The organism is Bradyrhizobium sp. BEA-2-5 (assembly GCF_032918025.1).
Classification (GTDB): domain Bacteria; phylum Pseudomonadota; class Alphaproteobacteria; order Rhizobiales; family Xanthobacteraceae; genus Bradyrhizobium; species Bradyrhizobium pachyrhizi.
On sequence record NZ_CP136629.1, the window covers coordinates 6,749,100 to 6,773,856 of the forward strand.

The 24,757-nt window shown below is 57.8% G+C and carries 23 protein-coding genes and 1 pseudogene; 10 read left to right on the forward strand and 14 right to left on the reverse strand.

Annotation, left to right across the window (positions count from 1 at the left end):
• Window positions 1-49 precede the first annotated feature (49 nt).
• The 3 genes from RX327_RS31630 to RX327_RS31640 all read right to left on the reverse strand — a co-directional run bounded on the left by RX327_RS31630 (window position 50) and on the right by RX327_RS31640 (window position 3,775).
• A complete protein-coding gene (locus RX327_RS31630; protein ID WP_317248161.1) occupies window positions 50-1,018 on the reverse strand; it encodes a hypothetical protein in 969 nt (322 codons plus the stop codon).
• A 5-nt stretch (window positions 1,019-1,023) separates the two neighbouring features.
• Window positions 1,024-1,959 (reverse strand): S1/P1 nuclease, encoded by a 936-nt coding sequence (locus tag RX327_RS31635; RefSeq protein ID WP_317248162.1) that lies wholly within the window; start codon window positions 1,957-1,959, stop codon window positions 1,024-1,026.
• A 70-nt stretch (window positions 1,960-2,029) separates the two neighbouring features.
• Window positions 2,030-3,775, reverse strand: coding sequence for a phospholipase D-like domain-containing protein (locus tag RX327_RS31640; RefSeq protein ID WP_317248163.1), 1,746 nt, complete (start codon window positions 3,773-3,775; stop codon window positions 2,030-2,032).
• Window positions 3,776-3,906: 131 nt separating this feature from the next.
• Between RX327_RS31640 and RX327_RS31645 the strand changes: the two genes are divergently transcribed.
• Both RX327_RS31645 and RX327_RS31650 read left to right on the forward strand, forming a co-directional pair.
• Window positions 3,907-5,016: a hypothetical protein gene (locus RX327_RS31645; protein WP_317248164.1), complete on the forward strand. Its 1,110-nt coding sequence runs from the start codon at window positions 3,907-3,909 to the stop codon at window positions 5,014-5,016.
• 156 nt (window positions 5,017-5,172) lie between these two features.
• A pseudogene (locus RX327_RS31650) lies at window positions 5,173-5,394 on the forward strand (IS110 family transposase); the annotation flags it as partial.
• A gap of 78 nt (window positions 5,395-5,472) precedes the next feature.
• Here the strand turns inward: RX327_RS31650 and RX327_RS31655 are convergent.
• The 4 genes from RX327_RS31655 to RX327_RS31670 all read right to left on the reverse strand — a co-directional run bounded on the left by RX327_RS31655 (window position 5,473) and on the right by RX327_RS31670 (window position 9,204).
• Complete coding sequence (locus tag RX327_RS31655; RefSeq protein ID WP_317248165.1) at window positions 5,473-5,595, reverse strand: type II toxin-antitoxin system RelE/ParE family toxin; 123 nt, start codon at window positions 5,593-5,595, stop codon at window positions 5,473-5,475.
• 86 nt (window positions 5,596-5,681) lie between these two features.
• Entirely contained in the window at window positions 5,682-5,870 is a 189-nt protein-coding gene (locus RX327_RS31660) for a type II toxin-antitoxin system ParD family antitoxin (protein WP_317248166.1), read from the reverse strand.
• A gap of 298 nt (window positions 5,871-6,168) precedes the next feature.
• Window positions 6,169-6,420 (reverse strand): hypothetical protein, encoded by a 252-nt coding sequence (locus RX327_RS31665; RefSeq protein ID WP_317248167.1) that lies wholly within the window; start codon window positions 6,418-6,420, stop codon window positions 6,169-6,171.
• Between the two features lie 96 nt (window positions 6,421-6,516).
• Window positions 6,517-9,204, reverse strand: coding sequence for an AAA family ATPase (locus RX327_RS31670; RefSeq protein WP_317248168.1), 2,688 nt, complete (start codon window positions 9,202-9,204; stop codon window positions 6,517-6,519).
• A gap of 150 nt (window positions 9,205-9,354) precedes the next feature.
• Between RX327_RS31670 and RX327_RS31675 the strand changes: the two genes are divergently transcribed.
• The 5 genes from RX327_RS31675 to RX327_RS31695 all read left to right on the forward strand — a co-directional run bounded on the left by RX327_RS31675 (window position 9,355) and on the right by RX327_RS31695 (window position 13,593).
• A complete protein-coding gene (locus RX327_RS31675; RefSeq protein WP_317248169.1) occupies window positions 9,355-9,723 on the forward strand; it encodes a type II toxin-antitoxin system RelE/ParE family toxin in 369 nt (122 codons plus the stop codon).
• Window positions 9,723-10,064, forward strand: a complete 342-nt coding sequence (locus RX327_RS31680; protein WP_317248170.1) for a helix-turn-helix transcriptional regulator — start codon at window positions 9,723-9,725, stop codon at window positions 10,062-10,064. Before RX327_RS31675 ends, RX327_RS31680 begins: the two co-directional genes overlap by 1 nt.
• A gap of 642 nt (window positions 10,065-10,706) precedes the next feature.
• A complete protein-coding gene (locus RX327_RS31685; RefSeq protein ID WP_317248171.1) occupies window positions 10,707-11,198 on the forward strand; it encodes a GNAT family N-acetyltransferase in 492 nt (163 codons plus the stop codon).
• A gap of 281 nt (window positions 11,199-11,479) precedes the next feature.
• On the forward strand, window positions 11,480-12,484 hold the full coding sequence (locus RX327_RS31690) for a cysteine synthase family protein (protein ID WP_317248172.1): 1,005 nt from the start codon (window positions 11,480-11,482) through the stop codon (window positions 12,482-12,484).
• Between the two features lie 392 nt (window positions 12,485-12,876).
• On the forward strand, window positions 12,877-13,593 hold the full coding sequence (locus RX327_RS31695; RefSeq protein ID WP_317248173.1) for a GntR family transcriptional regulator: 717 nt from the start codon (window positions 12,877-12,879) through the stop codon (window positions 13,591-13,593).
• 69 nt (window positions 13,594-13,662) lie between these two features.
• Here RX327_RS31695 and RX327_RS31700 read toward each other — a convergent pair whose 3' ends face one another.
• The gene (locus RX327_RS31700; RefSeq protein WP_317248174.1) at window positions 13,663-15,171 is read right to left on the reverse strand and encodes an MATE family efflux transporter; all 1,509 of its coding nucleotides are present in this window, start codon (window positions 15,169-15,171) and stop codon (window positions 13,663-13,665) included.
• 897 nt (window positions 15,172-16,068) lie between these two features.
• Between RX327_RS31700 and RX327_RS31705 the strand changes: the two genes are divergently transcribed.
• Window positions 16,069-16,485, forward strand: a complete 417-nt coding sequence (locus RX327_RS31705) for a ParB N-terminal domain-containing protein (protein ID WP_317248175.1) — start codon at window positions 16,069-16,071, stop codon at window positions 16,483-16,485.
• Between the two features lie 314 nt (window positions 16,486-16,799).
• Here RX327_RS31705 and RX327_RS31710 read toward each other — a convergent pair whose 3' ends face one another.
• The 5 genes from RX327_RS31710 to RX327_RS31730 form a co-directional block, all read right to left on the reverse strand.
• Window positions 16,800-17,807: a succinylglutamate desuccinylase/aspartoacylase family protein gene (locus RX327_RS31710; RefSeq protein WP_317248176.1), complete on the reverse strand. Its 1,008-nt coding sequence runs from the start codon at window positions 17,805-17,807 to the stop codon at window positions 16,800-16,802.
• 92 nt (window positions 17,808-17,899) lie between these two features.
• Entirely contained in the window at window positions 17,900-19,069 is a 1,170-nt protein-coding gene (locus RX327_RS31715; RefSeq protein WP_317248177.1) for a Xaa-Pro peptidase family protein, read from the reverse strand.
• A gap of 651 nt (window positions 19,070-19,720) precedes the next feature.
• Entirely contained in the window at window positions 19,721-20,476 is a 756-nt protein-coding gene (locus tag RX327_RS31720) for an amino acid ABC transporter ATP-binding protein (protein WP_317248178.1), read from the reverse strand.
• Window positions 20,477-20,491: 15 nt separating this feature from the next.
• Complete coding sequence (locus RX327_RS31725; RefSeq protein WP_317248179.1) at window positions 20,492-21,154, reverse strand: amino acid ABC transporter permease; 663 nt, start codon at window positions 21,152-21,154, stop codon at window positions 20,492-20,494.
• Entirely contained in the window at window positions 21,154-21,801 is a 648-nt protein-coding gene (locus tag RX327_RS31730; protein WP_317248180.1) for an amino acid ABC transporter permease, read from the reverse strand. Before RX327_RS31730 ends, RX327_RS31725 begins: the two co-directional genes overlap by 1 nt.
• A 302-nt stretch (window positions 21,802-22,103) precedes the next feature.
• On the opposite strand from RX327_RS31730, the gene RX327_RS31735 reads away from it, so the two are divergent.
• Together RX327_RS31735 and RX327_RS31740 are read left to right on the forward strand one after the other, a co-directional pair.
• A complete protein-coding gene (locus tag RX327_RS31735) occupies window positions 22,104-22,886 on the forward strand; it encodes a GntR family transcriptional regulator (RefSeq protein WP_317248181.1) in 783 nt (260 codons plus the stop codon).
• A 385-nt stretch (window positions 22,887-23,271) separates the two neighbouring features.
• The gene (locus RX327_RS31740) at window positions 23,272-24,318 is read left to right on the forward strand and encodes a Glu/Leu/Phe/Val dehydrogenase (protein ID WP_317248182.1); all 1,047 of its coding nucleotides are present in this window, start codon (window positions 23,272-23,274) and stop codon (window positions 24,316-24,318) included.
• A gap of 103 nt (window positions 24,319-24,421) precedes the next feature.
• On the opposite strand, the gene RX327_RS31745 is transcribed toward RX327_RS31740, so the two are convergent.
• On the reverse strand, window positions 24,422-24,742 hold the full coding sequence (locus RX327_RS31745) for a HipA domain-containing protein (RefSeq protein WP_317248183.1): 321 nt from the start codon (window positions 24,740-24,742) through the stop codon (window positions 24,422-24,424).
• Between the last annotated feature and the right edge of the window lie 15 nt (window positions 24,743-24,757).

Here is a 24,757-nt window from a genome sequence, read left to right on the forward strand (position 1 = left end):
CCTAACATTGTCATGTCAGCGGCTTGACTGATTTCAAGGCTCAAGCCACCTATCCCGGATGATCGGCCTGCTTCGGAGAATGCCGCTCAAGGGGAATCTCGTACCTGAACGTGAGACGCAAGCTTTCACACTTCGCGCGGCGCTGCTCGATGCGCGGCCAGCGGAAATCGGTGGACGGGATCACGTAGTAGAGAAAGGCGAAGCACTGCAGCATGACGCCAGCAAAGATGTCATTCGCAATCTGCCGGTTTTCCTCGGAACCGATGAGCTCTTCGAGCGCCCGCTGGCCGTGAACGCTCATCAGAAAGCAATTGAAGATGATTGCGATAACATCTTTCTGCTTATCCGCTACCTGGTACTGCGGGGACGTCCAGAGTGGCATAGCGCCCGTTGCATCCCTCGATGCCTTCAAGAAGGTATAGAAGGCAGTAATATCGTTCACGACCGCGGGGTCGAGTGACGCCAGATCGCCGGCGTTGGCTTTGAATATCGTGAAATAGTCCTCTTTCCGGGCGGCGTCCGCGAATCCGAACGCGCCTGTTGCTTCCATCGCTTGTGTGGATGCATTCGCCGTTTGCACGGGTGCATTTCCCATCAACCCTATCCTGTCATACAGCCTTATGAAATCGCCGATGATGTTGGCCGACGCGAAGACGCGCATGATGCTGAGAATCTCGCTGGTGAAGAGGTCGATCGTCGCCAGCCGCTTGATCGCCGCGTCGTATGTTCGACGCAAAAGCTCAATGAACGTGCCGAATACCGCTGTCCCGAAGATGATTTGCAGTCCCGTGCCGAAGCCTTGAGCGGTGTCGGTCAGATGGGAGCCAAAGACGACTGAAAGGGCAATCGCTATCGCCACCAGATAAATGACTGCGGCGATCCCGAGATCGACATTGTACCCGGCCAAGATACGGCGCCAGGTCGTCCGTTCCCATGCGTCTTCCAAGGGCGCGCTCGCCTCATCGATCTGGCGGCGGCTGTAGATCGCACCCAGAATGTCATCCTCAAATTGGTCCATTAGAACTAGCGCAAGATCTGATTGAGGAGGTTCGCAAGCCGTGCCGCGGCGAGCGCGGCCTGGCTGCGCGCCACGTTCCGCGCCTTGGTTTCATAGTCGCGGGTGAGCTCGACGGCGGTCTTGTCGGTGCGGATAGGCGTCGCGTAGGCGTTCTGCTTCGCAAGCTCAAAGCTTTCCTGCGCCCAGGCGTCAGGATCAATGTTCCTGGCCATCGCATCGTTAGGTGTAATGCTGGATATCCCATTATGCGTGGCGTCATAGATCGCGCCAAAGACCGACGAATAGCCACCGAATATCCTGTCCCAGTACGCGTGCAGCGCAATCGTTTCTCCCGTCGCTGGTATGACGTGTTCTTCGTTGCCGCCCCTGTCACCATCTGCCCCGGCGATATGGGCAGTGTAGCGCGAAACCGCATGAAGCGGCTGATGGAGGTCCCCGACCAGATGCAGCATCCAGACCAGATCATATGATCGCAGGTCATCCGTTGCGCCGGATGAGGAAGGTAATACCGCGATCATCTTCTTGAGCTGAATCACCGCGTCCACGGGCGGCGCCGCGGGCAGATTGGTGCCGTCCGGAGAGAACAGAATGTCCTTGTAGTGCCAGTAATCATGCTTCGAAAGGTCACTGTACCCGACATTCTGTCCCGCGTTCGCATCCGTGACCTTGCCGTTGAGATAGTTCTGCTTTTCCTTGATGTCATCGGCCCACGTTGCAGCGCACACGAACGCGTAGACGTTCTCCATCCCGCTCGGCGCGCCCGCGGTCCAGGTCGCATAATCGGGATTGAGCTTGAGCAACGCATCCGCCTTATCCCTGACGGCCGGATCAAGCTGCTTGTAGGCGACGTAGGCAATCTGCATATGGCCTTCATCCCACCAGGCCTGCGCCGGCGAACAGAAGAGCAGCATAGACGTGACCAGGAAGGGAAGTGAGCGCATCGCAATAGCTCTATGAAATGACTGATGAATACCAAGTGCTAGTACAGACTTCGGCGCCTAGGGGCCCATCCTAAAGGCCGCGCTCCCTCGCAAGCGAGGCCTTGGTGCCGCTCTTGTAGGCATCCTTTGCCCATTCGTCCCGCGTTCGCTTGAGCACGAGCGGATCAGCCTCTGAACCGGCCTTTGGTTGCTTGCCGTTCTTCTCGTGCGTCTTGTTCCAAATCGCGCGAGCACGGTAATGATTGTAAAGACGCATGAGTTCGGCGACATAAGCTTCAGCGAGCCGAGTATTGCCCTTGATCTCAAGTACGTTCTCGTCGTTCGAATTTTCCGACGACCTGCTGAAGTTGGGCGAACCTGTGTAGATGGTTGGAGTCTCCGTATCACCGTCAATCACAATGAATTTGTGGTGCACATGGATGGGCGGAGGACCGCTCGATTTTTTCTTGGCGGCCTTCTTTGCAGGCTTTGTTTTTCCTTTAGCTGCCGACGCATCATAGGGTGTCGTATCGATCGTCTTCAGTTCGGGCAGGAACCCTCGCGGCGCGTTCGCCCCAAAAGCTGCATAAGGAAGCGTGTCCGGGTTCGATTGCGAGCGGTGGAAAATGGTCGCCGCAATCTCGGGAAGCTTGCGCCTCTCGCCCTTCTTGGTCGGCTTGTCGGGGTCATCGATGCTGTTGAGCAGCCCGTAAATGAGATGCTTGGGCGAGTCGCCCTTGGCAAAAATCGCCTCCATGAGCTGCTTGTCGGAGGCCGTATACATGCAGAACAAGACGGATGATTTCGCCTTCTTGACAGCAGCCGTCACCGTATCGAGAAACTTCCGGCTTTCTCCCGGCTCAGGCAAGAAGAAGACCCGCATCTGCGTGCCGCCGACGTCGCTCACCTCATTCCAGTCTGGCGCTTCCATATCCTTCTTGCCGACGTTCATCGCGAGAAGATTCGCGCGTTCGGCGTATAGCGCGGCGAGCTCGCGCGAATGGATGATATGTAGTAGATTGGCCTGCACTGTTTGAGCTTCTGGCGTAAAGTTAGTCGAGCCCATCAGCACCGCTTGCTCATGCTTCTTCCGGTACGAAATGATGAACTTGTCGTGCATCAGCTTGGAAATCGCATCGCGCTTGTGGATCGAAATATTGGGGCGCTGCTCGGCTATCAAATGCGCGGCCGTGCGTGACTTGGTGTCGTCAGCCTTGTCGAAATAGATGATCGAGCCGCGGCCCCTGAAAGCCTCGAAAGCCGGAATGATCCACCGGTTATCCGAAAGATGATAAATGGCGCATTCAAATGCGTCGCTTTCGTCGAGGATTTGGGGAATGGCGTTCTGTAGGCCGTTAGCCAGCCAATCCATCCGCTTATCGAGCGGCTTGTCCTTTTGCTTGGCGAAACTCTGCGCGCTTACAACGGCGCGATTGAAGTAGGTTGCGATCTGCCCCTCAAGCGGCCTTGGCACCGTAACCGACCTCTTGCCCGCCGCGTTGTGCTGAAGTTTCAAATCGTCCGGCCCGGTGCCAAGCACGGGGATGACAGAATACTCGAAGGTTTTGCCCTGATCCTCGATATTGATTCCGCCGTCCCACCAGTTGAACTTCTGAATGGGCGCTTCGTCACTTCGCTTCGGCCGGGCATCGTGCTCCAGAGGGACGAAGTCGAGTTTGTTGAATAGATATTGCGGCTTTCCGTCGCGCCCGTAGCCCGGATTGCGCTGGATGGCGAACCCGAGGAAATCCTTATGTTCTGCGCCATCCATCCAGTCGAAGGCTAGCAGTACGCAGCTCGGGCTTGCATAAGCTTTGACCGTCACCGCCGTAACCATGACTGCTCCCCCCGCCTAGCGCAGCATCATGCACGAATATGCCCCTCGCGCAATACGTGCACGCGGTATATAATGCCCGTTCGTACGTTTCGCGCCGTATACTTTGTCATATTGCATCTTGGAGATTTGCTATGAGCGTCCCTGTGCCTAGCTCACTGTATACTGCTCAAGATTTGCTCGGAGGTTTCAATCCGTGGGACCCGATGGGCTTTACGCTCTCTCGGGATTTTGCGATCTACCGCGAGTTCGCAACCAATGGCGGCCCGTTGCCCGCTTCGCTTGCCGTCCGGGCCGCACAAGCCGAGCATGATGCCGCTATCGCCGATGCGCTGCGCATTTTTCTGAAAACCGTTCAGCGGCCGCTTGTGGGAATTATGGGAGGGCACAGCCTTCCACGCGACCACTTGGCCTACAAGGCAATCGCCTATCTCGCGCGCGACCTCGCTCGAGAGCATTTTCTCCTGGTTACGGGTGGCGGTCCTGGCGTGATGGAGGCGGCCCATTTGGGCGTGGCATTTTCGTCTTTCGACAGTGTTGGACCGCTTGACGAGGCTATTGGACTGATAAGCGCCGTACCGAAAGCCCCCATTCTCGACGAACTCTTCACGGACACATGGACTGTCAAGGACGAAAAGCTTGGCGCGATCGACGATGCACGCAAATGGCTGAAGACGGCGCTCGAGGTGCGGGCCAAGGCGCCGGAAATCCTCCCCGTCAGCCTGGCCATCCCGACCTGGCTTTACGGCGCGGAACCTACCATGCCGTTCGCGACGCACTATGCGAAATATTTTCAGAATAGCTTGCGCGAGGAAGCTCTCGTCAACAACTCTCGAGCTGGCATCGTGTATGGTCGGGGTGGCGGCGGAACGATGCGGGAAATCTATCAGGACGTGGAACGAAATTACTACGCAAAGACGCTCGATGAAATTACTCCGATGATCTTCTTCGATGCCGGCAAATTTTGGGAAACCGATCCGGTGATGGGCGAGACCCGAGCGATGACGTCTTCCATCAATGTAGAGCCCACCATCCGCCCTATCCTGACGCTGGGTCTTGTATCGGAGAAGCGGCCCAAACCTGCGGTCGAGGCCTGCCTCGATGAGAAACTGCTCTTCACCACGGACCACACGTCGATCATCAAGGCGCTTCGCGGGCATCAGAAGAAGTCTCAACAGAACCTTACCTTCGCACTCGCGGCCGAGCCGCTGAAGATCGGCACACTGAGAATGAACCGCCGGTAGCTAAGCTCGCTTCCGGCACAGCTTGAAAAGGAATGCCCCTTGGCTTTCAGGGATCACTGAAACCGCGCGGCGGGCGCTGTCCCATATCGGAGTATGCGCTCGCGCCTCTCGGAAACGCGGAAAGGCGACTGTCCATTGCTTAATATCCCTGCGGGGCTGGTGAAATATGCCGCAGCCCATATCCAACATATGCAAAAGGCTCTGATGGAGATGAACCTGCAGCTCCATCATGTTGTGTCGGATATCACCGGCGCGACCGGCATGCGGATTATCCGAGCCATTGTTGCAGGCGAACGCAATCCCGACGTCCCGGCAACCTATCGGGACGTGCGCTGCCACTCATCGATCGAGACGATCCGCGCAGCACTGGTCGGCAGCCGCTGTGCAACGTCAGCCCGCGCCTCATAACCGTAGGATCGCAAATGCGATTGTGCAATGGCTGATAAAGTGAAGTGTTCAGTCGAGATCTTCCGGCGTGATATCGCGAGCACCATGCAGCACCCGCACGATCTCGACACCGTTGCGAAATGCTTCGTAGAACAGTACGAAGTTGCCGACCGGAAAGCTCCGAATGCTCACGCCCAGTTGCAGCGGCGACGTTGTCTGATGCGATGAAGAGCCAAATCTCGTCCAGGTCGGTTTAGGCCTGGGGCCGCCTGGTGAGATTACCCGCCACGTTTCCCGGCTTTCAGCCGTTCATGTCCTCGCGCCTTAATTTGTTCGACCAGTTCGCCGGGCTCAAACGGTTCGGCCGGACCGCTTTCAAGGCCTTCCTGTATGGCGGCACGCAATGCTTCGAGCTTCGCCTTGCGACGTTCCTCGCGTTCTTCAACAAGGCGCAGTCCCTCCCGCATTACTTCGCTAGCGGTTGCATAGCCCGCAAGGGTTCCTGAATACCGCGCCTCAGTTCTCCAGCCACGTAGGGCTATAGAAGGACGGGGGCAAACGGTTGGTAAGTGACGAAATCGCTTGGCCCAGCCCATCCGAGGCGCCGATCGGGCCGGTCGGAGAATTCAGAGGCTAGCCGTCATTAGCGGACAGGCACAGGGAGGCTCCGCACGAGGGCCCCTCTGGGATACGCGTGGATGCCCTTGCCGGGACGCGCGGCTAGCCTATTCACCCGACCCTACCGGCCGAGTGGCGTTCGTTGAATCAGGAGAGAGGGGCGGCAGATGCCTTAACGCCTACAGCCCCTGAAACGCAGCATTCGTGCATGAGCCTGCGGGCGTCGGATTGCGGCCGCTGGGTGGCGTCAGGAACGCTTGGTTGTTCGGTTTGAGCCAGGTACATGTTGGTGCCGAGGTTGACCTGGAGCCGCAGCTGGCCCGGCTCCGGGGTCATCGTGTTACCAAGAACGACATCCATGATGGCAGCCTGACGCTGACGGATGACGGTGTTGTTCATACGCGCCGTATATTGCCTGGCGCTGCGTCACCGATAACAGCCCGCCCCCAAGGGACTGTTGGGGGAGCGGCCTCGCAAAATCCGATTGGCGACCTGCTATTCAAGCACAGCGGCAGTCATGGGCCCCTTCTCGAAGGCTTTACCTTCCTCTTCAAGCGCTTTGCGCCGCTTATCTGCAGCGCTAACGAAGGCGGCGAGTGTATCGAGGTCTGCTTTGATGGCGTCCCACTTTGGTAAATCAACTGGCACTCCGATGGACTGATCATGCCCGGAATATTTCGAACAGCGCGTCATGCCGGCGTACACAGCTTCGTAGTCGGCCTTCTCGATCCGAGCAGCCCTCAGCTTCATGGTTGAAACGTTCGGCCTGAACCTCCCCACGACGCCGGCAAAAAGAATTTCCTCGATCGAATGCTCCCATGTTTCACGCATCTTCGTATACAGATCGACGACAAACGAGCGCTGGGTCTCATCCGCTTCCGAGTAGGTCGTCTTTTTCTTCTGCAGAAGTTCCGTGATCAACGCCAGGCGCTTTGAAACCCCCATGGAGATCCAAGGGCGCTGATTGTCATCAATAATGCCGAACCGCCCATCGCCGTGCTTGGCAATCCACTCCTCCCGGACGGGTACCTTCATCTCCTGCGCCGCCTCCCTGACCGCGTGGTGGAAGAAAAGATTGTGCGTAAAGATAATCACCTGTCGTCCAGCAGCCGCCTCTTTCACCAAACGCTTCGCCACCGCGTCGGTGCGCGCGTGGTCAAGTGACGATACAGGGTCGTCGACCACGATCCCGTGCTTAGCCCCTACTTCCTTCAGTTCCGCCAGGAATCCCGCTAAGGCAAGCGCCCTTCTTTCTCCCTCACTCAGGATATCGCTGTTCTTTCCGATCTTCTGCTGCGCTTCAAGGCCGATGTGAACCTTGCTCTTGCCGACCTCGCCGCGGTCGGCAAGCTTCAGCGGCAGATGCTGAAGATCGAGAGCAACGATTTCATCATGGAGGCTCGATTGAAGGGAATCCGTCAGAACCTTCCTTCTCAGCCGGGTGACATGAGACGTGATGGTTGCGACCGAGCACGCTGCAATGCAGGCCTTGGTCTTAACAAGAACCTCTAGAGAGTTTCGCCGCGCCACAAACGTCTCGATATCGGTCGATAGCTTCTTCCGCGCCTCAAGTTCGTTATGCTTCTGCTGACGCTCGGCGCGTTTGGCGGCTTCGCCGGCGGCCGGCTTCAAACCCTCGATTTCCTTGGCGAGCGCCGCGCCTTCTGCGAGCAGCTCATCAATCACTGAGCGGTCAAGATCGACGAGGCCATCCAGTCTCGAATAGTCGACGGCCTTGATGGCTTTTGAAAGCAGGTTGTGACGCTCCTGGGTAGCGGCATAGAACTGCTCCAATCTGTCCGCTTGCCCTTGGCGCTGAGCCGACCCTTCGACGAAGTTGACCAGCCTGTTCCTGATTTCGGGGCCATTCGTCAACTTGACCTCGAGCACCGCGCGGGCGATGTCCGCGAAGTTCTTCTTTGCCTGCTCGGCGTCGGCATTGGCCCGACCTTCGACGTACTCGTCAAAGGCTGCCAGACGCTCGCGCGCCTCCCCATCAAGGGGCTGATGGCAGAGCACACAGATATCGGCCGTGACCAATTGAGGCTTAGCGAGGGTCGGATACGCTTGGGCAGCAAAATCGCGGGCATAGGTGAGCATCTGACGCCACGCCTCGTTGCCCAGCTGAGGAATCGCGGAAGTTCCCGCGAATTTGGCTGCAGCTGCCTTGGCCGCGTCGCGCGTTTCTGCGGCCTTCGCTTGGGCATCTTTCAACTTCGCGACGCCGGCATTCCCGATTGTCTCAAAAATCGCATTGGCCTCCGTGACGAGCGCCTCGACCGTCGCCTTGGTCGCCTGTTTCACTTTCGACAGCTGCGCGGGGTCCTGGGTCAGCTCCAGCTTAATCGCCTGCAGTTCGGCGTCTTCCTTGTCAGTCCACGCCGCCAGAGTTCGCATCGCGGCTTCAGCGGGAAGATGCTCATCTGCCTTTAGATTGGCAAGCATCGCTGACACTTTGGTCTTCTTCTCATAGCCAAGCGGCAAAGGCGTCTTGTGCGCCTTGATCAACAGCGCCTCTTCGGCTTTGAAGCGGATATCGAGGATGCGCAGGGTGTCAGCTAAATTGGTCAGCAGGGCAAGCTCAAAGGGGAGAAACTCGATATTCCGCTCGGCATCGACATACAAGCCAGCGACGTCGCTGTCGAAGACGCAAATGCGCCCTAGCTCTGACGGCGGATCAGTTTGGTCATTCCAGATGACGGTCTTTGTCTTGTCGCCGTCGACGCGAAAGGTCAGCGTGACCTCGCGAGGATCGGATGATGGCGCCTCGAACACGTTACCTCGTAAGGTAACGTCATGGAGGCAGTGGCAGATTTTCTTGGCGATGCGGCAATATCCGCTCTTGCCCGATCCATTCGGGCCGTAAATGAGCGTCACCCCATTGATAGCAAATTTAAGCGGGGGTTGCTTCGCCGCGAGACGATCGATGTTGCGCAACGGACCGATAGAGCCGAGCACCGTGACCGGAGCGAACTTGTTGCCGGCCTTGAGATGGGTTTTGGTAAGAGCAGGCCATGCGAAGGTCTTTCCCGCAGCAAAGCCGGCTTCGGCCCTGATGGCGGATTCCAGTTGACCAAGCTCACTCTCATCAAGCTTCGTCTTAGTTGCCAGAAGCCTCACGGCCTCCTGTTGCCATTTTGGACGTGCGGTGCACCATTCGAATAGGCTCTTGTCGTCAGCCATACGTGATCCAAGCAATCAATTGTATAAATCAGGTCACAAAATCATTGATTGCAGCAATGGAAGTCTCACGACGTGGCTTGTCAAGGCATCTTCGGCTCTCTGCGACGAAAGTCATTGACAGCCCCCTTATAGGTATATTACTATAACGCCGTGAATGATCTACTGCGCGCGATTAAACCCACGGTTTTTGTGGGTTCAAGCAAGAAGGACCTGCGGGCATTCCCCGCAGCCGTCCGAAGCGAGATCGGCCAGTCCCTTTTCGAAGCGCAACTCGGTGAACACCCGCGCAACGCGAAGCCCTTGAAAGGTTTCAGCGGGGTTCTAGAGATTCGCGACAATTTTGACGGCGACACCTACAGGACCGTCTACGCAACGCGCCTGGAAGGCGTCCTGTACGTCCTGCATGCGTTTCAGAAAAAATCGACGAGCGGAATCGCCACGCCGCAACGGCATATAGACCTGATTAGGCAGCGCTTGCGCGATGCCGAGGCTATCCACAAGGCCACAAAGGGAGACTGATGATGAGCGCTAAAAGAAAGCTGCCGGCCCATACCATGGGCTCAGGCAACATTTTCGCTGATCTCGGCTTGCCAAATGCCGAGGAGCATCAACTGAAGGCCGCCCTTGTCGTCCAATTGAAGCGGCTTGTGGCGGAACGGGAAATGACCCAGATCGAAGCCGCAAAGCTGGTGGACATGAAGCAGCCCGACCTATCCAAGCTGTTTCGTGGGCATTTCAAGCTGGTTTCAGTGGAAAAGCTGCTGCGCATGCTCACGGCGTTCGACCAGGACGTTGAAATAACGGTAAAGCCACATCGGAAGCGCGGCGAAGTCGGCCGGATCACGTTTATTCCGGCATAGAGCGGCTAATAGGGAGGGTTCATGACATTCAATGCGACAGCGGCCAAGTCCGCCCATGAGCCCACCCTGCATTGTCCGAACTGCAAGCACGAGATTCGGCTAACGGAATCGCTCGCTGCTCCCCACGGCGAATGAGGCCATTCGGATATCGTCGAAAAGGTCGTCGTGCATCCCCAAGGCCCGTACAAGCCGGTGCGCGTCGAGATTTACGGTCAGCTTGCGGCGCTCCTCAGGCTTTCTGAGGAGGCTGCTGCACCCCCGGCCCAGTCTAGTCCCAGTCTAGGGGGGTGTTGGTTGCGGGGATAGAATTTGAACCTAATGACCTTCCAGGTTATTGGCGCGGCGCGCCTTAAGATGATGACACGCGAGTTCGTCGTGGCCCTGCGAAGCGGCGGAAACCTGACAGGTCCTGTCCGGTTTGTTGCATCGCGACAAAATGGCATTCGGGATAGCTTCCCGCCTCATTCCAGTAGGCTATAGAATCGCCGGTTGAAAAAGTGACGCTACTTGCGTGCAGTTGGCACGACTTTTGATCTTCCCCCATCGAGAGCCATAGGATGCCGACCACTGATATTCATGTGGTGGGCAATTTATTCGCTTTTCGCCAGAGACTTGAACAGCTCGGAGAAAGGAAGATCCACCGTGCGAGCGACGCTGAAGGCGCTGTCCCACTCTGATTATGCTACGGTCGACCATCTAAGGCTTGAGCCCGAGCAAGAACAGTTTGTAGTCCCGTTGGACTTGTTGTTCTCAGAGCTTCGAACGAGTTCACAGCCGGAACTGGAGCACCCGTTCTCGATCGTCGTCCATGATGAGACCGTTGGCTTCTTCATCCTTCGTGAAAAAGCGGCATTGCCGGAATGGGCGCCGCCAGACGCGATCACTTTGCATAACCTGTGCGTAGGGCGACCGTACCAGGGCAATGGATATGGTAAGGCAGCGACCGGACTTGCTGCCCAATGGATCTTGACAAATCGACCATGCGTGAACCGCCTCATGTTGGGGGTCAACATCCGCAATGTGAGAGCTAGAGGCGCTTATCTGAAGTCGGGCTTTCGGGACACGGAAGCTACGCATTGCGGTCCGATCGGTCCCCAAAACATCCTTGAATATAAGATCGGCTCGGGAGGATGAGCGCATACGGTGCTTTGGTCTTCCGCTGCCGAGGTATATGCGAATACCCTCACACGAGATCAAAACACCTTTCGCGACACTGAATCTGAGCTGCACAGACGAGTTCATTCTAGGCAGGTGAACGCCTCCACATCTGCTTGGCTTGCAAATCTCGTGATTGGCGAAGGCTGTCCGATCGATCGCCTCAAAGCGAATTCCGCCACCGCGCAACAGAGCCCACCTTTGCCCGCTAAGGGCGCACCAGGCGAGCTCCCCGTACCAGATACCATTAGAGAAACATGATGCCGCCCACGACCATGACGCAATTGATCGGACAGACGCCGGTCATGTCGATTGAAGTCCCCAACCAAGCCGGCCACTTGGTGCTGAAGCTCGAAAAGAACAATCCGGGCGGCTCAATGAAAGATCGCATGGCTCGAAGGATGGTTGTGGCCGCACTTCAGGATGGACGGCTCGCTCCAGGCGGGACCATCGTTGAATCCTCCTCGGGAAATACGGCCATAGGGCTCGCGCTGGCAGCGTTGGAGTTTGGCCTGCGTTTCATCGCCGTGGTCGATCACCACGCGGCGCCCGACAAGATCCGAATGATGCGCGCGCTCGGCGCTGAGATCCGCTATGTCGAAGGCAACTATGCCGAGGACGAAGTCGCCGTTATCGAAAGGATGCGTCTGGCGGCACAACTTGGCGCACAGCTTCCCGGGGCGGTGTTTATGAACCAATTGGATAATCCCGCCAATCCGGAAGGCTATATCGGTCTAGCCGAAGAGCTGATCGACCAGCTTTCGGACGGGATCGATGCCTTTGTCGGATGCGTTGGGACCGGCGGGTCGATAACGGGTATTGCGGGCCGGCTTAAGAGACATAATCCTAGCGTGCGCACGGTCGGGGTGGAGCCGGCCGGCTCCACCCTCTTCGGCAAGGCCGGACATCCCTACTATCAGTCGGGGACGGGCATGCCCGATGGCGTGAAGCCCGCCAGGGCGCTGGACCTTGGTTGCATCGACCAGGCGGTACAGGTGACGGACACCGAGGCCTTCGAGACGGCGCGCTACCTCGCCTGCCACAATGGACTTTTGGTGGGCGGATCATCCGGCGGCGCCATCTACAAGGCCCTTGAGCTCATTGCTGCAGGCAAACTGAGCGGGACCGTCGTGGCCATGGTCGCCGATGGCGGTGAGAAGTATCTTGGCACCATTTTTGATGATGAATGGATGGCAAAGCGCGGCCTGCTCGATCCGGCGATCGCGGCCCGGTTGGACGGATGGCTTTGTGGAAAGTCACACTAGCATGAGGATGGCGACCAATAGCTGCCTGCGCCAAGGGGTACCGACGCGCTGCAGGCGTGTCGAAGCATTTCGAGCCGCGGGTGCATGCCCGAGGTCAGGACCGATATTTAGTCGTCGCTTTTTCAATCGCAGACTGACTGTCAATTCCCGTTCGATGATTCATCGCTATCTTGCTAGTTCCTGCCGCAGGCGCCTCTGTACAGGGGTGACGGATCATCGCGTTCAAAGCTCGCTTTCGTGCGTAAAGAGAGGGTCTCGACAGACTGCGAACATCCTCGCCGCGGCAGGGATGCTCGTTCTGCCAAAGCGGGCTCTGGGTTTCGCGCAAACGTCTGACGTTTTTCGAGTGGTCAATCCAGATCATGCTTCGGCAAATCGTTGGAGCCTGCTGTATGAGTAAGATCGCGATCGGTGCGCTGCACGAGAAGATCCGAGAAGAACTCATGCGGCGCGTGGCCGAAACTGAGTACAAGCCAGGAGAACGAGTGCCGTCAGCCGCTGCATTGGCGCAGGAGTTCGGTGTCAGCGCGATAACGGTCAGGCGAGCGCTTCGGGATCTTCAATCCGCAGGAGTCCTGCGCACCGTCCCCGGAGCTGGGACCTTTGTGAGGGAGATGCGCAGGTTTATTCGTGATCTCGACTTCTCGTTCCCATCTCGTGCAAAAGCTCAGCAACGCGGGCTTAAATCACCAATTCAATTGACATCAGTGACAAGAGAGAAGGTCCGCAACCCCGTGCTTAGCGAGTTCGACGCGCCAACCGGTACGATGCTTTGCATCAGGAAGATCATATCGATCGACGGAACGCCCACCATGTTTGACACTTCATATTTGCCGCTGTCATTGAACCACAAGGTCGTTGATGAGGTCTGCAACAAGTTTGTAAGCGAGGCGCTCCGCGACCAAGGAACCTGTTTTCGCAAGACAAAGTTGCTTATCGATGCTGCACCAGCCTCCGAAGAGGCACAGCAGGCATTCGGAATTCCCAGCGGCTATCCAACACTGCGACGCCTCTACCAATTAACGACCGAGGATCCTTGCTTCTCCCTCCTCGGAGTTACTGAGTCCCCGTTCGACCGGCTGGCATGTGCCGTAGAGTTGAACATTTGACGCCTTTCAACTGAGTTCAATTTCCTGATAGCTCCGGTTCTCCCGTTTATCGCATCTGCGACACGATCATTACGGACGTTCGACAACCCGGCGCCGCCCGCGCCCAGGCTTCATCTGAAGGCTTAACTGCCACGTGTCCGCAGGGTCCTTGCGATGATTTTCATTCGAAGCGCGACCGTTGGCCAAGAGGCGGAAACGCCGCACGAGCAGTGCAGCGTGGACAGCGGTCCCGACCGACAAGCCAATCCAGATACCAACGACGCCGAGCCCCATTTTCGCGCTAAGTACGTAGCTGAGCGAGAAGCCAATAGGCCAATAAGCGATGCAGGCGAACAGAAGCGGCACCCGCGTGTCCTTGAGCCCGCGCAGTGCGCCTGCCGCGATGCTCTGCGCGGCATCAGTGATAAAGAACGTCGCGCCGACCAGCAGCAGCTTTGTAGCCAATCTGATCGTCGTCTCGGCATCACCGCCCGACTCGCCCAGAAAGAACTGGGCGATCGCGAAACGCGCGGTGATCACGGCAAGCGTCAGTAACGAGGCGACCATGATACCGAGCAGCATCGCGGCAAGACCAGCCCACCTAATACAGGGGCGATCATTGCGTCCCGCTGCATGGCCAACACGCACCGCCGCCGCGGAGCCGATGGCGAAAGATATCATGAATAGGATCATTGCGACGTGTGCCGCGATCTGATGGGCCGCGAGCGCACTGGTGCTGATCAGGCCTGCCAGCAGTGCGACCGCTGAGAGCAGGCCGTACGTGATCAAGGCGCCGATTGAAAGCGGCACTCCGATCGCGATCAGCTGCCGCATTGCGGGCCAATCGAAACGCCACAGATGTGCAAGCATGTGATAGTCGCGCGCAGGGCGACCCATTTTGATGAACCAAAACCCGGCGAGACAGGTCCCGCAGTTTACCAGCGAGGTCGCAAGACCCGCCCCCAACAGGTCCAGTCGCGGCAGGCCGAGTTTCCCATAGATCAAAAGATAGGCCAAAAGGGCGTTGACGGGTGTCGCGGCGAGCGTGATCCACAAGCCCGGCTCTGGCCGGTTGGCCGCCCCCATGAAAGTACGGATGGCATAAAACCACAGGGCTGGCGCAGCCCCCCATGCCAGTCCGAAGAGATATTGCTGGGCGAGCCGCGCCGCGTGCGGATCCTGCTTAAGAGCGAGCAATATCTGCTCTGCACATAGCGCGAGCACGACGATCGGCAGCGAGAGAAGTACCGCCGCCCACAATCCCATACGCAAGGAGCGCCGTACCACGGTTAGATTAGCCGCGCCAAACCCGTGCGCCACCAATGGTGCAATCGCCGCCAGCAGGCCCGTGGCAAAGGCGAAACTGACGAGGTAGATGCGGCTCGCAAGCGCTGCTGCGGCGAGCGCCTCGGGTCCGATCCGCCCGATGAAGGCAAGGTCGATCGTCATCATGACGATCTGCCCGATCTGTATGAGCGCCATCGGTAATGCTAGTTTTGCGGTTTCGCTGAGCTCGATAGCCAGGCGATGAGCAGGCGGCCAACTCGTGAGGCGGTGCCCGAAAAGCGATAGCAGTTTTGGTTCGGTGATTTTGTCCATGAAATCATGCTTGCGAAATTGACTGGGACACGCTTGCACCAAGCGTGTCCAGGCGTGACTCTGTGATGGTCGGGGCATTCTCGCGGAGCTAGCGTCACAGACGCGACGCGTACCGGCAGCTACAATTGAGCGGCTGTCGGCCCGCGCGCCCCCCACGAGCACAGCTGCGTCATTGACCAGCGCTTCGGCGCAGCGAACGGATCTGCTCGCGCGTCTTAGGCGGAGAAGGCGAACGCGGAGCCAGTCGATCAACAACATACATGGGCGGGGTGTGTCTCGGCAGAATCGAGGCTGGGCAATCAAGGGCGAGCGCGCACCGTGACGGATTGCGGCCCGACCCGTAGAAGCAAGAAGTGAGAGATTAGTCGGTCATCCACCGCCGCAGCTCCTCGTATCAAGCCAACCCGAATGACATGCCGTTCAAGGCTCATGCCAGTTCGGATAGCTCTATTTTCAAGCCTAACTTCCGACCTGAAGGTCGTGGGCCTGACACCATGTGGCAAATGCGACAGCCTACCTGTGCCGCTGTGCGCCTGATGGTGAAGCGAGCTGTCTAAGTCCAGCGCCAGCAATCCGTTTGGGGGAGGCAGCTCGGCACGACGGCGTTGGATCGACTCTGGCGGATTTCGCCGCTCATACGATGCTAGCCAGCAAGCTTACCGTTCTTGTGCACTAGACATGCTGATCGTCGCGTGCATTTCGACGGGCTCCGCCGCTGCTCAATGTCTAACGATTTCGGTGTATGCGACCTGGCTTGCTTTCGCGCTCTTTTGGCATAGCACGTGCAGACTATGCGCGGACACGTCACGGAGTCAGGATCCAGGTTTCGCCGGAAGCTGATGTCTGTCCAGTGATTGGAACCAACAAGATGCGATCAATAAGAGCGGAAGATCAGGTATGTTCGACAGCGTAAATGTCACGTCAGAATACGACGTCGTCAAACTGCAAGTTGGCCAACTCCGACCGAGCGAGGAAATCGACATCGAAGGTGCTCGGGCCCTTGCCAACACGATCGCTGAAAGTGGACGGTGGACCACGCCAATCCTGGTCGAACGCCGCCACTGGGTGATCATGGATGGTCATCATCGCTATTTCTGTGCTTCGCAGTTGGGTCTCTCGCTTATTCCCTGCGTGTTGCTCTCCTATGATGATCCGAATTTGCATGTGACTTCCTGGTCCGATTCCGAACCCCTTGCCGTGGACCGGATCATCCAGGCTGGCCTTTCCGGGAACCTGCTGAGCTTCAAGACGACGCGGCACCGGCTAAAAGTGCAGCTGCCAAGCTGTTCGGTTCAACTCGATGACCTTAGATAACGAACGACAATATCCGCGGATTGGAGGCCGAGTTGAAGTGATCTGAACCGTGCCGGCGTTGGTAGAGGCCGTTTGGATCTCGCCACGAGCTATGGCATCGGCACTGGGCGCAGGCCTCGGCGGGCTGCTCCTGGTTGCTATGATGAAGGCCCGCTGGCCAGCCCAGCTCGATCCGGTGTGTTGGCGAACGGATTGTCAGTTGGTCCGTAGCCCTGTTCTGTCGAGAGGCGCCGCGGCGCCAGAAAGATATCCAACCGAAGCTAAAGAACATCTGACCGCCATAACAGCGCAGCTCAGGGTCAGGGGTGGCAGGTTTATTGTTTCGCTGGCTCCGCTGCCAGCCCGAAAAGTGCGTCGCCGGTGGATGTGAGTGTCAGAAACCGCCTAAAGGCCACGATACCGCGCGTAGCGAATCTAAGCTCAACAGGCGTTGCCAGGGCATGATCGAGCGGGTGAATCAGTCCGGCTATATGTCCCTCTTCGACGCAGTCGCCGGGCTTCGCCAGCGGCTCAAAAAGACCATCGCATGGTGCATAAATCGAAGCTGACGGACCCTGATACTGCAAAAAGCGGCTTTGTGCCGGCTCATCTACCGCTATGTCAGGAGCTAGTCCGTAATCGCGCAAGACCCGCCGCAGTCCGCCTTCGGCAATTGACAGGCCCGCTTCCCAGAGCGTCGCGCCGCGTCCCAACTCGGTGGTGATCGCTGGTATCCCGCGCTGTTCGGCAGCCGCGTAAAGCGTCGTGCCTGCCCCCCCGCCGGCGCCGTCGGTGAGAAGGCTGTAGGGAGCGGCAAAGCTCGTCAGCAGACGATGAACAGCGTGCTTCTCGGACTCGCTCCGGCCAGGATGGGCCAAGGCAAGCGGAAGATAGTCCAATGAGCTTCCACCTGAATGCAAATCGATGACCAGGTCCGCCAGAGGGAAGAGCTCCGTCGCAACAAAATGGGCAATCATTGCGGTGGGCCCCCCTTCGGATGTTCCGGGGAATAGCCGATTGAGATTGCCGCCATCGAGCGGCGAATTACGACGCCCGGCCCTGACAGCCGGATGGTTCAACGCCGGCAGGATAATAACTCTGCCGTTCAGTTTCGTCGTCGAAAGATCTCGCGCCAATCTGCGAAGTGCGACCTGTCCCTCATATTCGTCGCCATGCGTGCCGGCGGTCAGAAGAGCTGTCGGCCCAGCCTCGCCCTTGAAGCAGAGCATTGGGACCGGCAGCCAGCCGTAGGCGGAGGTATCGGAGGAATATGGCACCCGGGCAAAATCAGATTGGATGCCTGCGGTTTCGAAGTCGATAGTGGTCCAAACGCGGCTTTTCATTGAGTCCTCGCGGGGACAGGGAGGATGCGAAATCCAAAACCCGACTGCACAGCAGCGGAACGGGATCGCCTCCTCCCTTCCCGATTGACAGGCTAGAGTTCCACAACGGGAAGTTTTTCAGGCGCGAGGTCGCTCAAAAATTCGGGGCCGTTCGGCGTGACCCGAAACACCTCTTCGGTCTGGAAGGTGCCTCCGGCCCGCTCGATCTTGGGCTCCAAATGCAACACCATATCCTCGAGGATGACTTCGCTCGAACCGGCCATGAGCGAGGGCGGCTCTGTCAAAGCCAAGCCTGAACCGTGGCCAATGCGACCGGCACTTGCGATGCGGTCCAAGTTGCGTTCGGACCAAAGTTCTTCGAAATGTCGGAACACGTCACCCCCCGTCATCCCCGGACGGACTTTTTCCGCCAGCCGCAGAGTCACACTGCGGACATAGCTGTAGAGATCACACTGTTCAGCCGTTGCCTTTCCTATCTTTGCGACGCGATCGAGATCACTGATCTGGTCGGCACGGCGCGCGCCGATATCAACCCAGATAAAATCATCCTGCTTTAACCTACGATCACGATTCGGACGCGTGTAGGCCCCACCAACCGGCGCAAAGCGGACAGGAAGCCAGTCAACACTATCGGCGCCCAATCCAATCATCTTGAGCTTCAAGATTTGGCCGAACGCGTATTCGGACATTCCCATTCGCAATTCCGACAGTCCAGCGAAAAAGCCGTCAGTCGCAATCTTGCAGGCATCGCGCTTTGCCTGCAGTTCATGCCTGCTTTTGATGAGGCGCTGCCGCCAAATGAGATCAGCCGCATCGGAGAGCTGGAAATTGCGCGGCGACTCGCGCAAAAAATCAATCAGGGCGATTGATCCTCGGCCGAACATGTCCGTCCCGAAGTCAAAACCGACTGCCGACGAAGTGGGAAGATCCGCCAAAAACTGTCCCGCCGCAGCGACGGCCTCTTCTGTGAAGCCATCATAATAGACAGCTGTAACCGCCGGATTGCAGACGGTGCGAGCATTGCGCTCCTCTCCACGATTCAAGATCATGGAAATCCCGCTGCGGTCACTTCGCACGATAGCAAGCACCGGGCGGGTGTCCGACGTCCAGAACAGCGTTTGAAAGCCCGTATAATATTCGAAGTTTTGGCGAGACGTAATGACCAGAGCATCGATTTCCGCTTCGGCCATATTCGTCGACAGACGAACGAGCCTCTCGACGATCTCATCGTTGCCCGGCCAAACGGGCGGCGAAATCTCCATCACTACACTCCTCGAAGATATGACGGCTTGAACCACAACTCGCGCAAGCGACGGGCCATCGTATACCTAATATGTCAACGCGAAAAGCAGATATTGACATAGTAGGTATATCTTTTCTGTCCGACACACCCGCCCGGCATGGTCCAACATCGTGCCGTGTGGCGGAGGGGCTTTGGTCGCACACAGTTGATCGGGTCACCTCCCTAAACCCCGGTGATCCGGCATCTCGGTTGCAAGCGGGAGCGCTACTTGGATGCGGCAACGCCCGGGCAATCGGCTTTCTTTGGCAGGGTGCAAGCCGCGCCCCATCGGATTGTCCAGCTGGCCAGCGCTTAAAGCAGCTGCGGATTTTCTGTCCAAATTGTGAGTTCGATGAAGCGTTCGATGCTGATGTGGGGCGCGCCTCGGCTTTGCGGCGGACGCCAGGATATGGGAGAGGCGGCTCAGTTGCCGGCCTCCGAGTCGATCATGCCCCCCGCCGAGTGCCGTTCTATGTCAACCGCGCGCGCCCCTCCTCCCTTTCCGGCGACGATCCTGTTCGGACCGCATGGAATTTGAGCGGTTCGCGCCTCGAAGATTAGTTTGCGGTCATTGTCCGGCCCAAGCGCTCTTGCGCGAACTTGCTGCTGAGGCAGGGGTCTCCCGTTTAAGTCAGTGCAGCATCTGGCTGAGGAATTGCTGCGCGCGCGGATGCTCCGGAGCCTTGAAGAACTTGGCCGGTGCGGCCTGCTCGATGATCTTGCCTGCATCCATGAAAATGACGCGGTCGGCGACCTCGCGAGCGAACCCCATCTCGTGGGTGACGCAGATCATCGTCATCCCCTCTCTCGCAAGCTCGGTCATAACATCCAGAACTTCCTTGATCATCTCGGGATCCAGGGCGGAGGTAGGCTCGTCAAACAGCATCATCTTGGGCTTCATACATAGCGCACGCGCGATTGCGACGCGCTGCTGCTGGCCGCCGGAGAGCTGCGTCGGAAACTTACGCGCCTGCTCGGGAATGCGCACCTTTGTGAGGTTCTCAATAGCGATCTCCTCGGCTTGAACTTTGGACAGCTTGCGGGCTCTCACGAGGGCAAGCGTGCAATTGTCGAGCACGGTTAGGTGGGGGAAGAGATTGAATTGCTGAAAGACCATCCCCACTTCGCGCCGCAGTTCGGCGAGCCCTTTCATTCCCTTGCGCAGTTCAATGCCGTTGACGACGAGACGACCCATTTCGTGGGTCTCCAGCTGGTTGATGCACCTGACGAGAGTCGACTTGCCGGAGCCTGATGGGCCGCATACCACGATCCGCTCGCCGGGGGCGACCGACAGATCGATATCATGAAGAACCTGAAAGGTGCCGTACCACTTCGACAGCTTCTCGATCGTCACTGCTGCGGTAGAAGTGCTCGGTTGCGGAGCCATGGGGACCTCCAGATGTCAATGGGAGGGAGCTGTCAGCCCGAGCCGAAGCTCAAGCTGGCTGATACAGAAGACAGCGACCAACGACATGGCCAAAAAGAGAATACCGGCAACGAACATGGGCTCGGCGTACCGGTATGTGTCGGAGGCGACATCCAATGCGCTGCCCAGCATTTCGGGCACTGAGATCACGGCCAGAAGTGGCGTCGACTTCAGGATGGAGATTGAGTAGGCGCCGAGCGGCGCGGCTACGTTCCGCAGCATCTGCGGCAGGATGACAAAACCGATGGTGTCGGACCAGCTCAAGCCGAGGCTCTGAGCGGCTTCGCTCTGCCCGACTGGAACGGCATCAATTCCAGCCTTGAAGACCTCGGCCATGTATCCGGAGTAATAGAAGCTCAGCGCCAAAGAGCCTACGAGCAGCGGAGGAAGAGTGATGCCGTAATAGGGCAGCACAAAGAACAGAAAATAGATTTGAACGAGCGCAGGCGTCGATCGAATCGCATCGATCACGAATTGGACGATGGGTCGTGGCGCCGGATGAGAGCGGCGCAACAATTCCCACGTCAGCCCGAGAGCGGCCGCCCCGGCGAAGCTGATCATGGCGATTATCGCAGTGTTCCCGATGCCCTCAAGGACACGCGGAATGATTTCGATCGCGAATGAAATATTGAAGTTCATCAGCGTGCCTTCCGAGCCGCGATGCGCCGCTCAAGGCGGCGACCGAAAATAGTAACCGGATAGCAGATCATGATGTAGGAGAGAGCGAGCGCCGAGTATATGCCGACCGGGTTATAGCTCAGCTCCGAGATTTGCTTGGCTCTGAACGTCATGTCAGCAAGTGTGATGAGCGAGACAAGCGTCGTGCCTTTGATGAGCTGGATGGCCTGATTGATAAAGTTTGGGACCATCGACGTAATTGCTTGCGGCAGCTCGATCAGCCGAAGGACATCGAAGCGCGACAGGCCAAGCGCAAGACCTGCCTCTCGCTGACCCTTGTTGAGCGACTGGAGCGCGGCTCGCACTGACTGACTTCCGTAGCCCCCAATGTTCAAGCCCAGCACCATGGCACCGACCATGAGCGCAGAGAGATAGATACCGAAGGCTGGCAGCGAGTAGTAAAACGCGTAAAGAAGAACGATGACCGGGGAGCTTCGCCAGAATTCGATCACGGCGGTCACCGCCCACCGCAGGGGGCCGGCTGCAGAATGCTGCAGAACACCCGCAATGAGGGCGAACGGTATCGCGAACAGCAAGCCGAGGCCCGCCACCGCCGCCGTAACCCCAAATCCCGCGTAGATTCCTCGCAGTATTTCTAGAAAGCTCATCGCTCCGCTCACGTTGACGCGTTTCCGCTAGGCGACAAGGATGCGCACCCGCCGCACCGTCCGCCCGTTCAGCGGTTGGGGCTTTGCCGGCTGTTTTCAGGAACTTGTGCGTCAAGCCACCAAGGACCCGCCCGGCCGCTGCGGCATTCCCGCACCCTCACGTCCTCTCCCGAAATTTGACATTATGGAGTTTACATACTAGGTATGCTAGCAATGTCAACTGGAATAGCGAGCCATTCGCGAACAGCGATGGTACTAGTGCTTGGGCCACTGACTGATCCGGGTTGGGAAATAGCAACCGCATGTCCATGCTGAACTCACGGCTTCGAGCAACATCGTCGCTCCACGAGACCGTTCGTGAAGAGATTCTAAAGCGCATCCAGGATGGTACGTATGCTCCCGATGCCTTGATCCCGTCGACGGCGGCGCTCGGCGAAGAGTTCGGCGTCAGCCTGATCACGGTCAAGCGCGCACTTCGGGACCTTCAGGCAGCTGGCATGCTCGTCTCGGTCGCTGGCAAAGGGACTTATGTGAAGACGCAGGATCGGATCCTGCGAAGGCTCGATGTGACGATGCCCTCTTATGAGGGGGCAACACTAAAGCTGATGTCGATCACGCGAGAACGTATCAGCGACTCAACGATGTTGACATTCGCTCCTCCAAAGGGACCGATGCTTTGCGTCCGCAAGACCATCTTCGCCGATGGCCTCCCGTTCTTGTACGATTCAACATACCTTTCGTCCGACGTGGCTGAGGAGATCATCGAGGAGTTCAGCGAAAGCTTTGTTTCGCACGCCTTGGCCCGGCACGACATCAACGTCACAAAGACGGACATCATTATCGATGCGGCGCCCGCGACCGGCCAGGTCGAGGAGGTGTTCAACATTCCGACCGGCTACCCGATCCTGAGGCGATTCTACAAATTCACAACAACGGACGCCAGTATTACCGTCTACGGCGTGATCCAGGCCCCATTTGATCGCTTGGCCTGCACGGTAAGCTTCGATTCCGACCCGGGCCCTACGAAGCGAAAGCCGGGCGCCCGAAGTGGTGTCCGAAAGCCCCAACAGCGCGTTCGCTCGTGAACGTTCCGATCGAGAGAAAGCATCGCACTGCGGCTTTGAATCTCGCAAACGTTCCCCAAATGCGCATCTTCAAAGCCGTAGCGATAACGTCTACTGCCTTTAGGGTCTTCCTATTGGGCGCAGGCGCAGTCGTTATTGGATTGCCAATTCGGGCAAATCTCTCTTTCTTTTAAATACCAACCCGACAGATGTTGGGATAACCCCGCAGTCTTGCGATCTCGATTGCGCAGTCACGCATTCTCCAAAAGCGCTGCCTACTTGGTCGAGCATACGGGATCGCCGCGCGCCGCCTGTCCGCGCATAAAGTATGCTGTAAATACGCAAACTTGCGCAAACTGCGCAAAAACTTTTGGCAGCTTCGGCACTAGTCTCCCCGCAAAGGGAGATGAAGATGATTCATTCGCGCTATTTCGACTTTCACGAGGGGCTTCACGTCCTGAAGGATCCAGCAACCGGACTAACCGGACTTATTGCGGTGCACTCAACAGCTCGTGGACCTGCGGCCGGCGGTACACGATGCTGGAGCTATACGAACACTGAAGAGTTGGTCGTAGATGCCATGCGGCTTTCTCGGGGCATGAGCTACAAGAATGCGATTGCAGGGCTGCCTTTTGGAGGAGGCAAAGCTGTTATCCAACGGCCGCCTGGCAGCAGCTTTGACCGCGAAGCGCTGTTTCGCGCATTTGGCGACGCGGTTGCCAGCCTGCGCGGCCAGTATATTACGGCAGAAGATGTTGGCACGACTGTCGCCGATATGCACACGGTCAGAAGCCGCACTCGTTTCGTTGCTGGATTGCATACTGAAGGCGAGGCAGCCGGGGGCGATCCTTCACCCTGGACCGCATTGGGCGTGTTCGAGTGTCTAAAGGCTGCGTCCCTGGAAATGTTGGGACTGTCACTGCGCGGAGCGACTGTCGCCGTCCAAGGCCTAGGAAATGTCGGCAGCAGGTTATGCCATCTGTTGGCAAAGGAGGGTGCGAAACTGATTGTAGCTGACGTTGACACCGCGCGCGCACAGGCGCTCGCACAGAAATTTGGAGCGAAACAGCTCGATTCCCAAGAGATCGTGAGCGTCGAGGCCGATATTTTCGCACCATGCGCACTGGGGGCCGTCATCAATGATGTGTCGCTCCCAAATCTCAAATTCAAACTGATCTGCGGGGGAGCCAACAACCAGCTCGCGAACGAACATCATGGTGAGTTGCTGAGGCAACGGGGCATCGTATACGCACCCGACTACATCGTGAACGCCGGCGGCATCATCAACGTCTGTGCTGAGTACCTCGGGGAAAATGCGGGCGGTGTTGAAGGTCGCGTGCGCGCGATTCCCTCTCGATTGGTCTCCGTCCTGCGGGAAGCAGAGACATCTGGGCGGGCAGCCAATCTTGTTGCCGACGATCTGGCACGTCGAATTATCGCAGGCGCAGATTGAGCAGATTGTTTGCAAGCCTGCAAGAGCTCGAGATGTGCTAGTCACACCACGACACTCTCAGCTAACCCTCCGGGTGCCGTCGCGCTCCTAAGCGTTCAGACAGTTAATCACGAGAATCCGGAAACTTGCCCGGCCGGAGCCGCCTGCTCGTCTTCCTCCGGTTCGTCTTTGGGATCAGTCTTGAGGTTCGACAGCATGCTGCGGCAGGTGCTGGCGATGTATCGTTCGACCGGCGAACCCGTCCACTTCGGACCGGTCGACCGTAGCGTTTCACCAAAAGATATTCAACGTCCTCCGCCTTCCCTATCGAACATTCCGCAGCTGCCAGCTTCACCGCGGCGGCCAGGCGAAGGCAAAAGGCCTCATTCTCCACGGCGGAGTAAAATCTCTTGTTGGCCGGCTTGAGGATGTGGGTCGTCGGCATACCGTCGAGCGCAAG

What these genes read in the sequence shown, in the direction of transcription:
- RX327_RS31630 (WP_317248161.1), bottom strand. Translation starts at nt 1,018, where the DNA reads ATGGACCAATTTGAGGATGACATTCTGGGTGCGATCTACAGCCGCCGC.
- RX327_RS31635 (WP_317248162.1), bottom strand. Translation starts at nt 1,959, where the DNA reads ATGCGCTCACTTCCCTTCCTGGTCACGTCTATGCTGCTCTTCTGTTCG.
- RX327_RS31640 (WP_317248163.1), bottom strand. Translation starts at nt 3,775, where the DNA reads ATGGTTACGGCGGTGACGGTCAAAGCTTATGCAAGCCCGAGCTGCGTA.
- RX327_RS31645 (WP_317248164.1), top strand. Translation starts at nt 3,907, where the DNA reads ATGAGCGTCCCTGTGCCTAGCTCACTGTATACTGCTCAAGATTTGCTC.
- RX327_RS31660 (WP_317248166.1), bottom strand. Translation starts at nt 5,870, where the DNA reads ATGCGGGAGGGACTGCGCCTTGTTGAAGAACGCGAGGAACGTCGCAAG.
- RX327_RS31665 (WP_317248167.1), bottom strand. Translation starts at nt 6,420, where the DNA reads ATGAACAACACCGTCATCCGTCAGCGTCAGGCTGCCATCATGGATGTC.
- RX327_RS31670 (WP_317248168.1), bottom strand. Translation starts at nt 9,204, where the DNA reads ATGGCTGACGACAAGAGCCTATTCGAATGGTGCACCGCACGTCCAAAA.
- RX327_RS31680 (WP_317248170.1), top strand. Translation starts at nt 9,723, where the DNA reads ATGATGAGCGCTAAAAGAAAGCTGCCGGCCCATACCATGGGCTCAGGC.
- RX327_RS31690 (WP_317248172.1), top strand. Translation starts at nt 11,480, where the DNA reads ATGCCGCCCACGACCATGACGCAATTGATCGGACAGACGCCGGTCATG.
- RX327_RS31695 (WP_317248173.1), top strand. Translation starts at nt 12,877, where the DNA reads ATGAGTAAGATCGCGATCGGTGCGCTGCACGAGAAGATCCGAGAAGAA.
- RX327_RS31700 (WP_317248174.1), bottom strand. Translation starts at nt 15,171, where the DNA reads ATGGACAAAATCACCGAACCAAAACTGCTATCGCTTTTCGGGCACCGC.
- RX327_RS31705 (WP_317248175.1), top strand. Translation starts at nt 16,069, where the DNA reads ATGTTCGACAGCGTAAATGTCACGTCAGAATACGACGTCGTCAAACTG.
- RX327_RS31710 (WP_317248176.1), bottom strand. Translation starts at nt 17,807, where the DNA reads ATGAAAAGCCGCGTTTGGACCACTATCGACTTCGAAACCGCAGGCATC.
- RX327_RS31715 (WP_317248177.1), bottom strand. Translation starts at nt 19,069, where the DNA reads ATGGAGATTTCGCCGCCCGTTTGGCCGGGCAACGATGAGATCGTCGAG.
- RX327_RS31720 (WP_317248178.1), bottom strand. Translation starts at nt 20,476, where the DNA reads ATGGCTCCGCAACCGAGCACTTCTACCGCAGCAGTGACGATCGAGAAG.
- RX327_RS31725 (WP_317248179.1), bottom strand. Translation starts at nt 21,154, where the DNA reads ATGAACTTCAATATTTCATTCGCGATCGAAATCATTCCGCGTGTCCTT.
- RX327_RS31730 (WP_317248180.1), bottom strand. Translation starts at nt 21,801, where the DNA reads ATGAGCTTTCTAGAAATACTGCGAGGAATCTACGCGGGATTTGGGGTT.
- RX327_RS31735 (WP_317248181.1), top strand. Translation starts at nt 22,104, where the DNA reads ATGTCCATGCTGAACTCACGGCTTCGAGCAACATCGTCGCTCCACGAG.
- RX327_RS31740 (WP_317248182.1), top strand. Translation starts at nt 23,272, where the DNA reads ATGAAGATGATTCATTCGCGCTATTTCGACTTTCACGAGGGGCTTCAC.
- RX327_RS31745 (WP_317248183.1), bottom strand. Translation starts at nt 24,742, where the DNA reads ATGCCGACGACCCACATCCTCAAGCCGGCCAACAAGAGATTTTACTCC.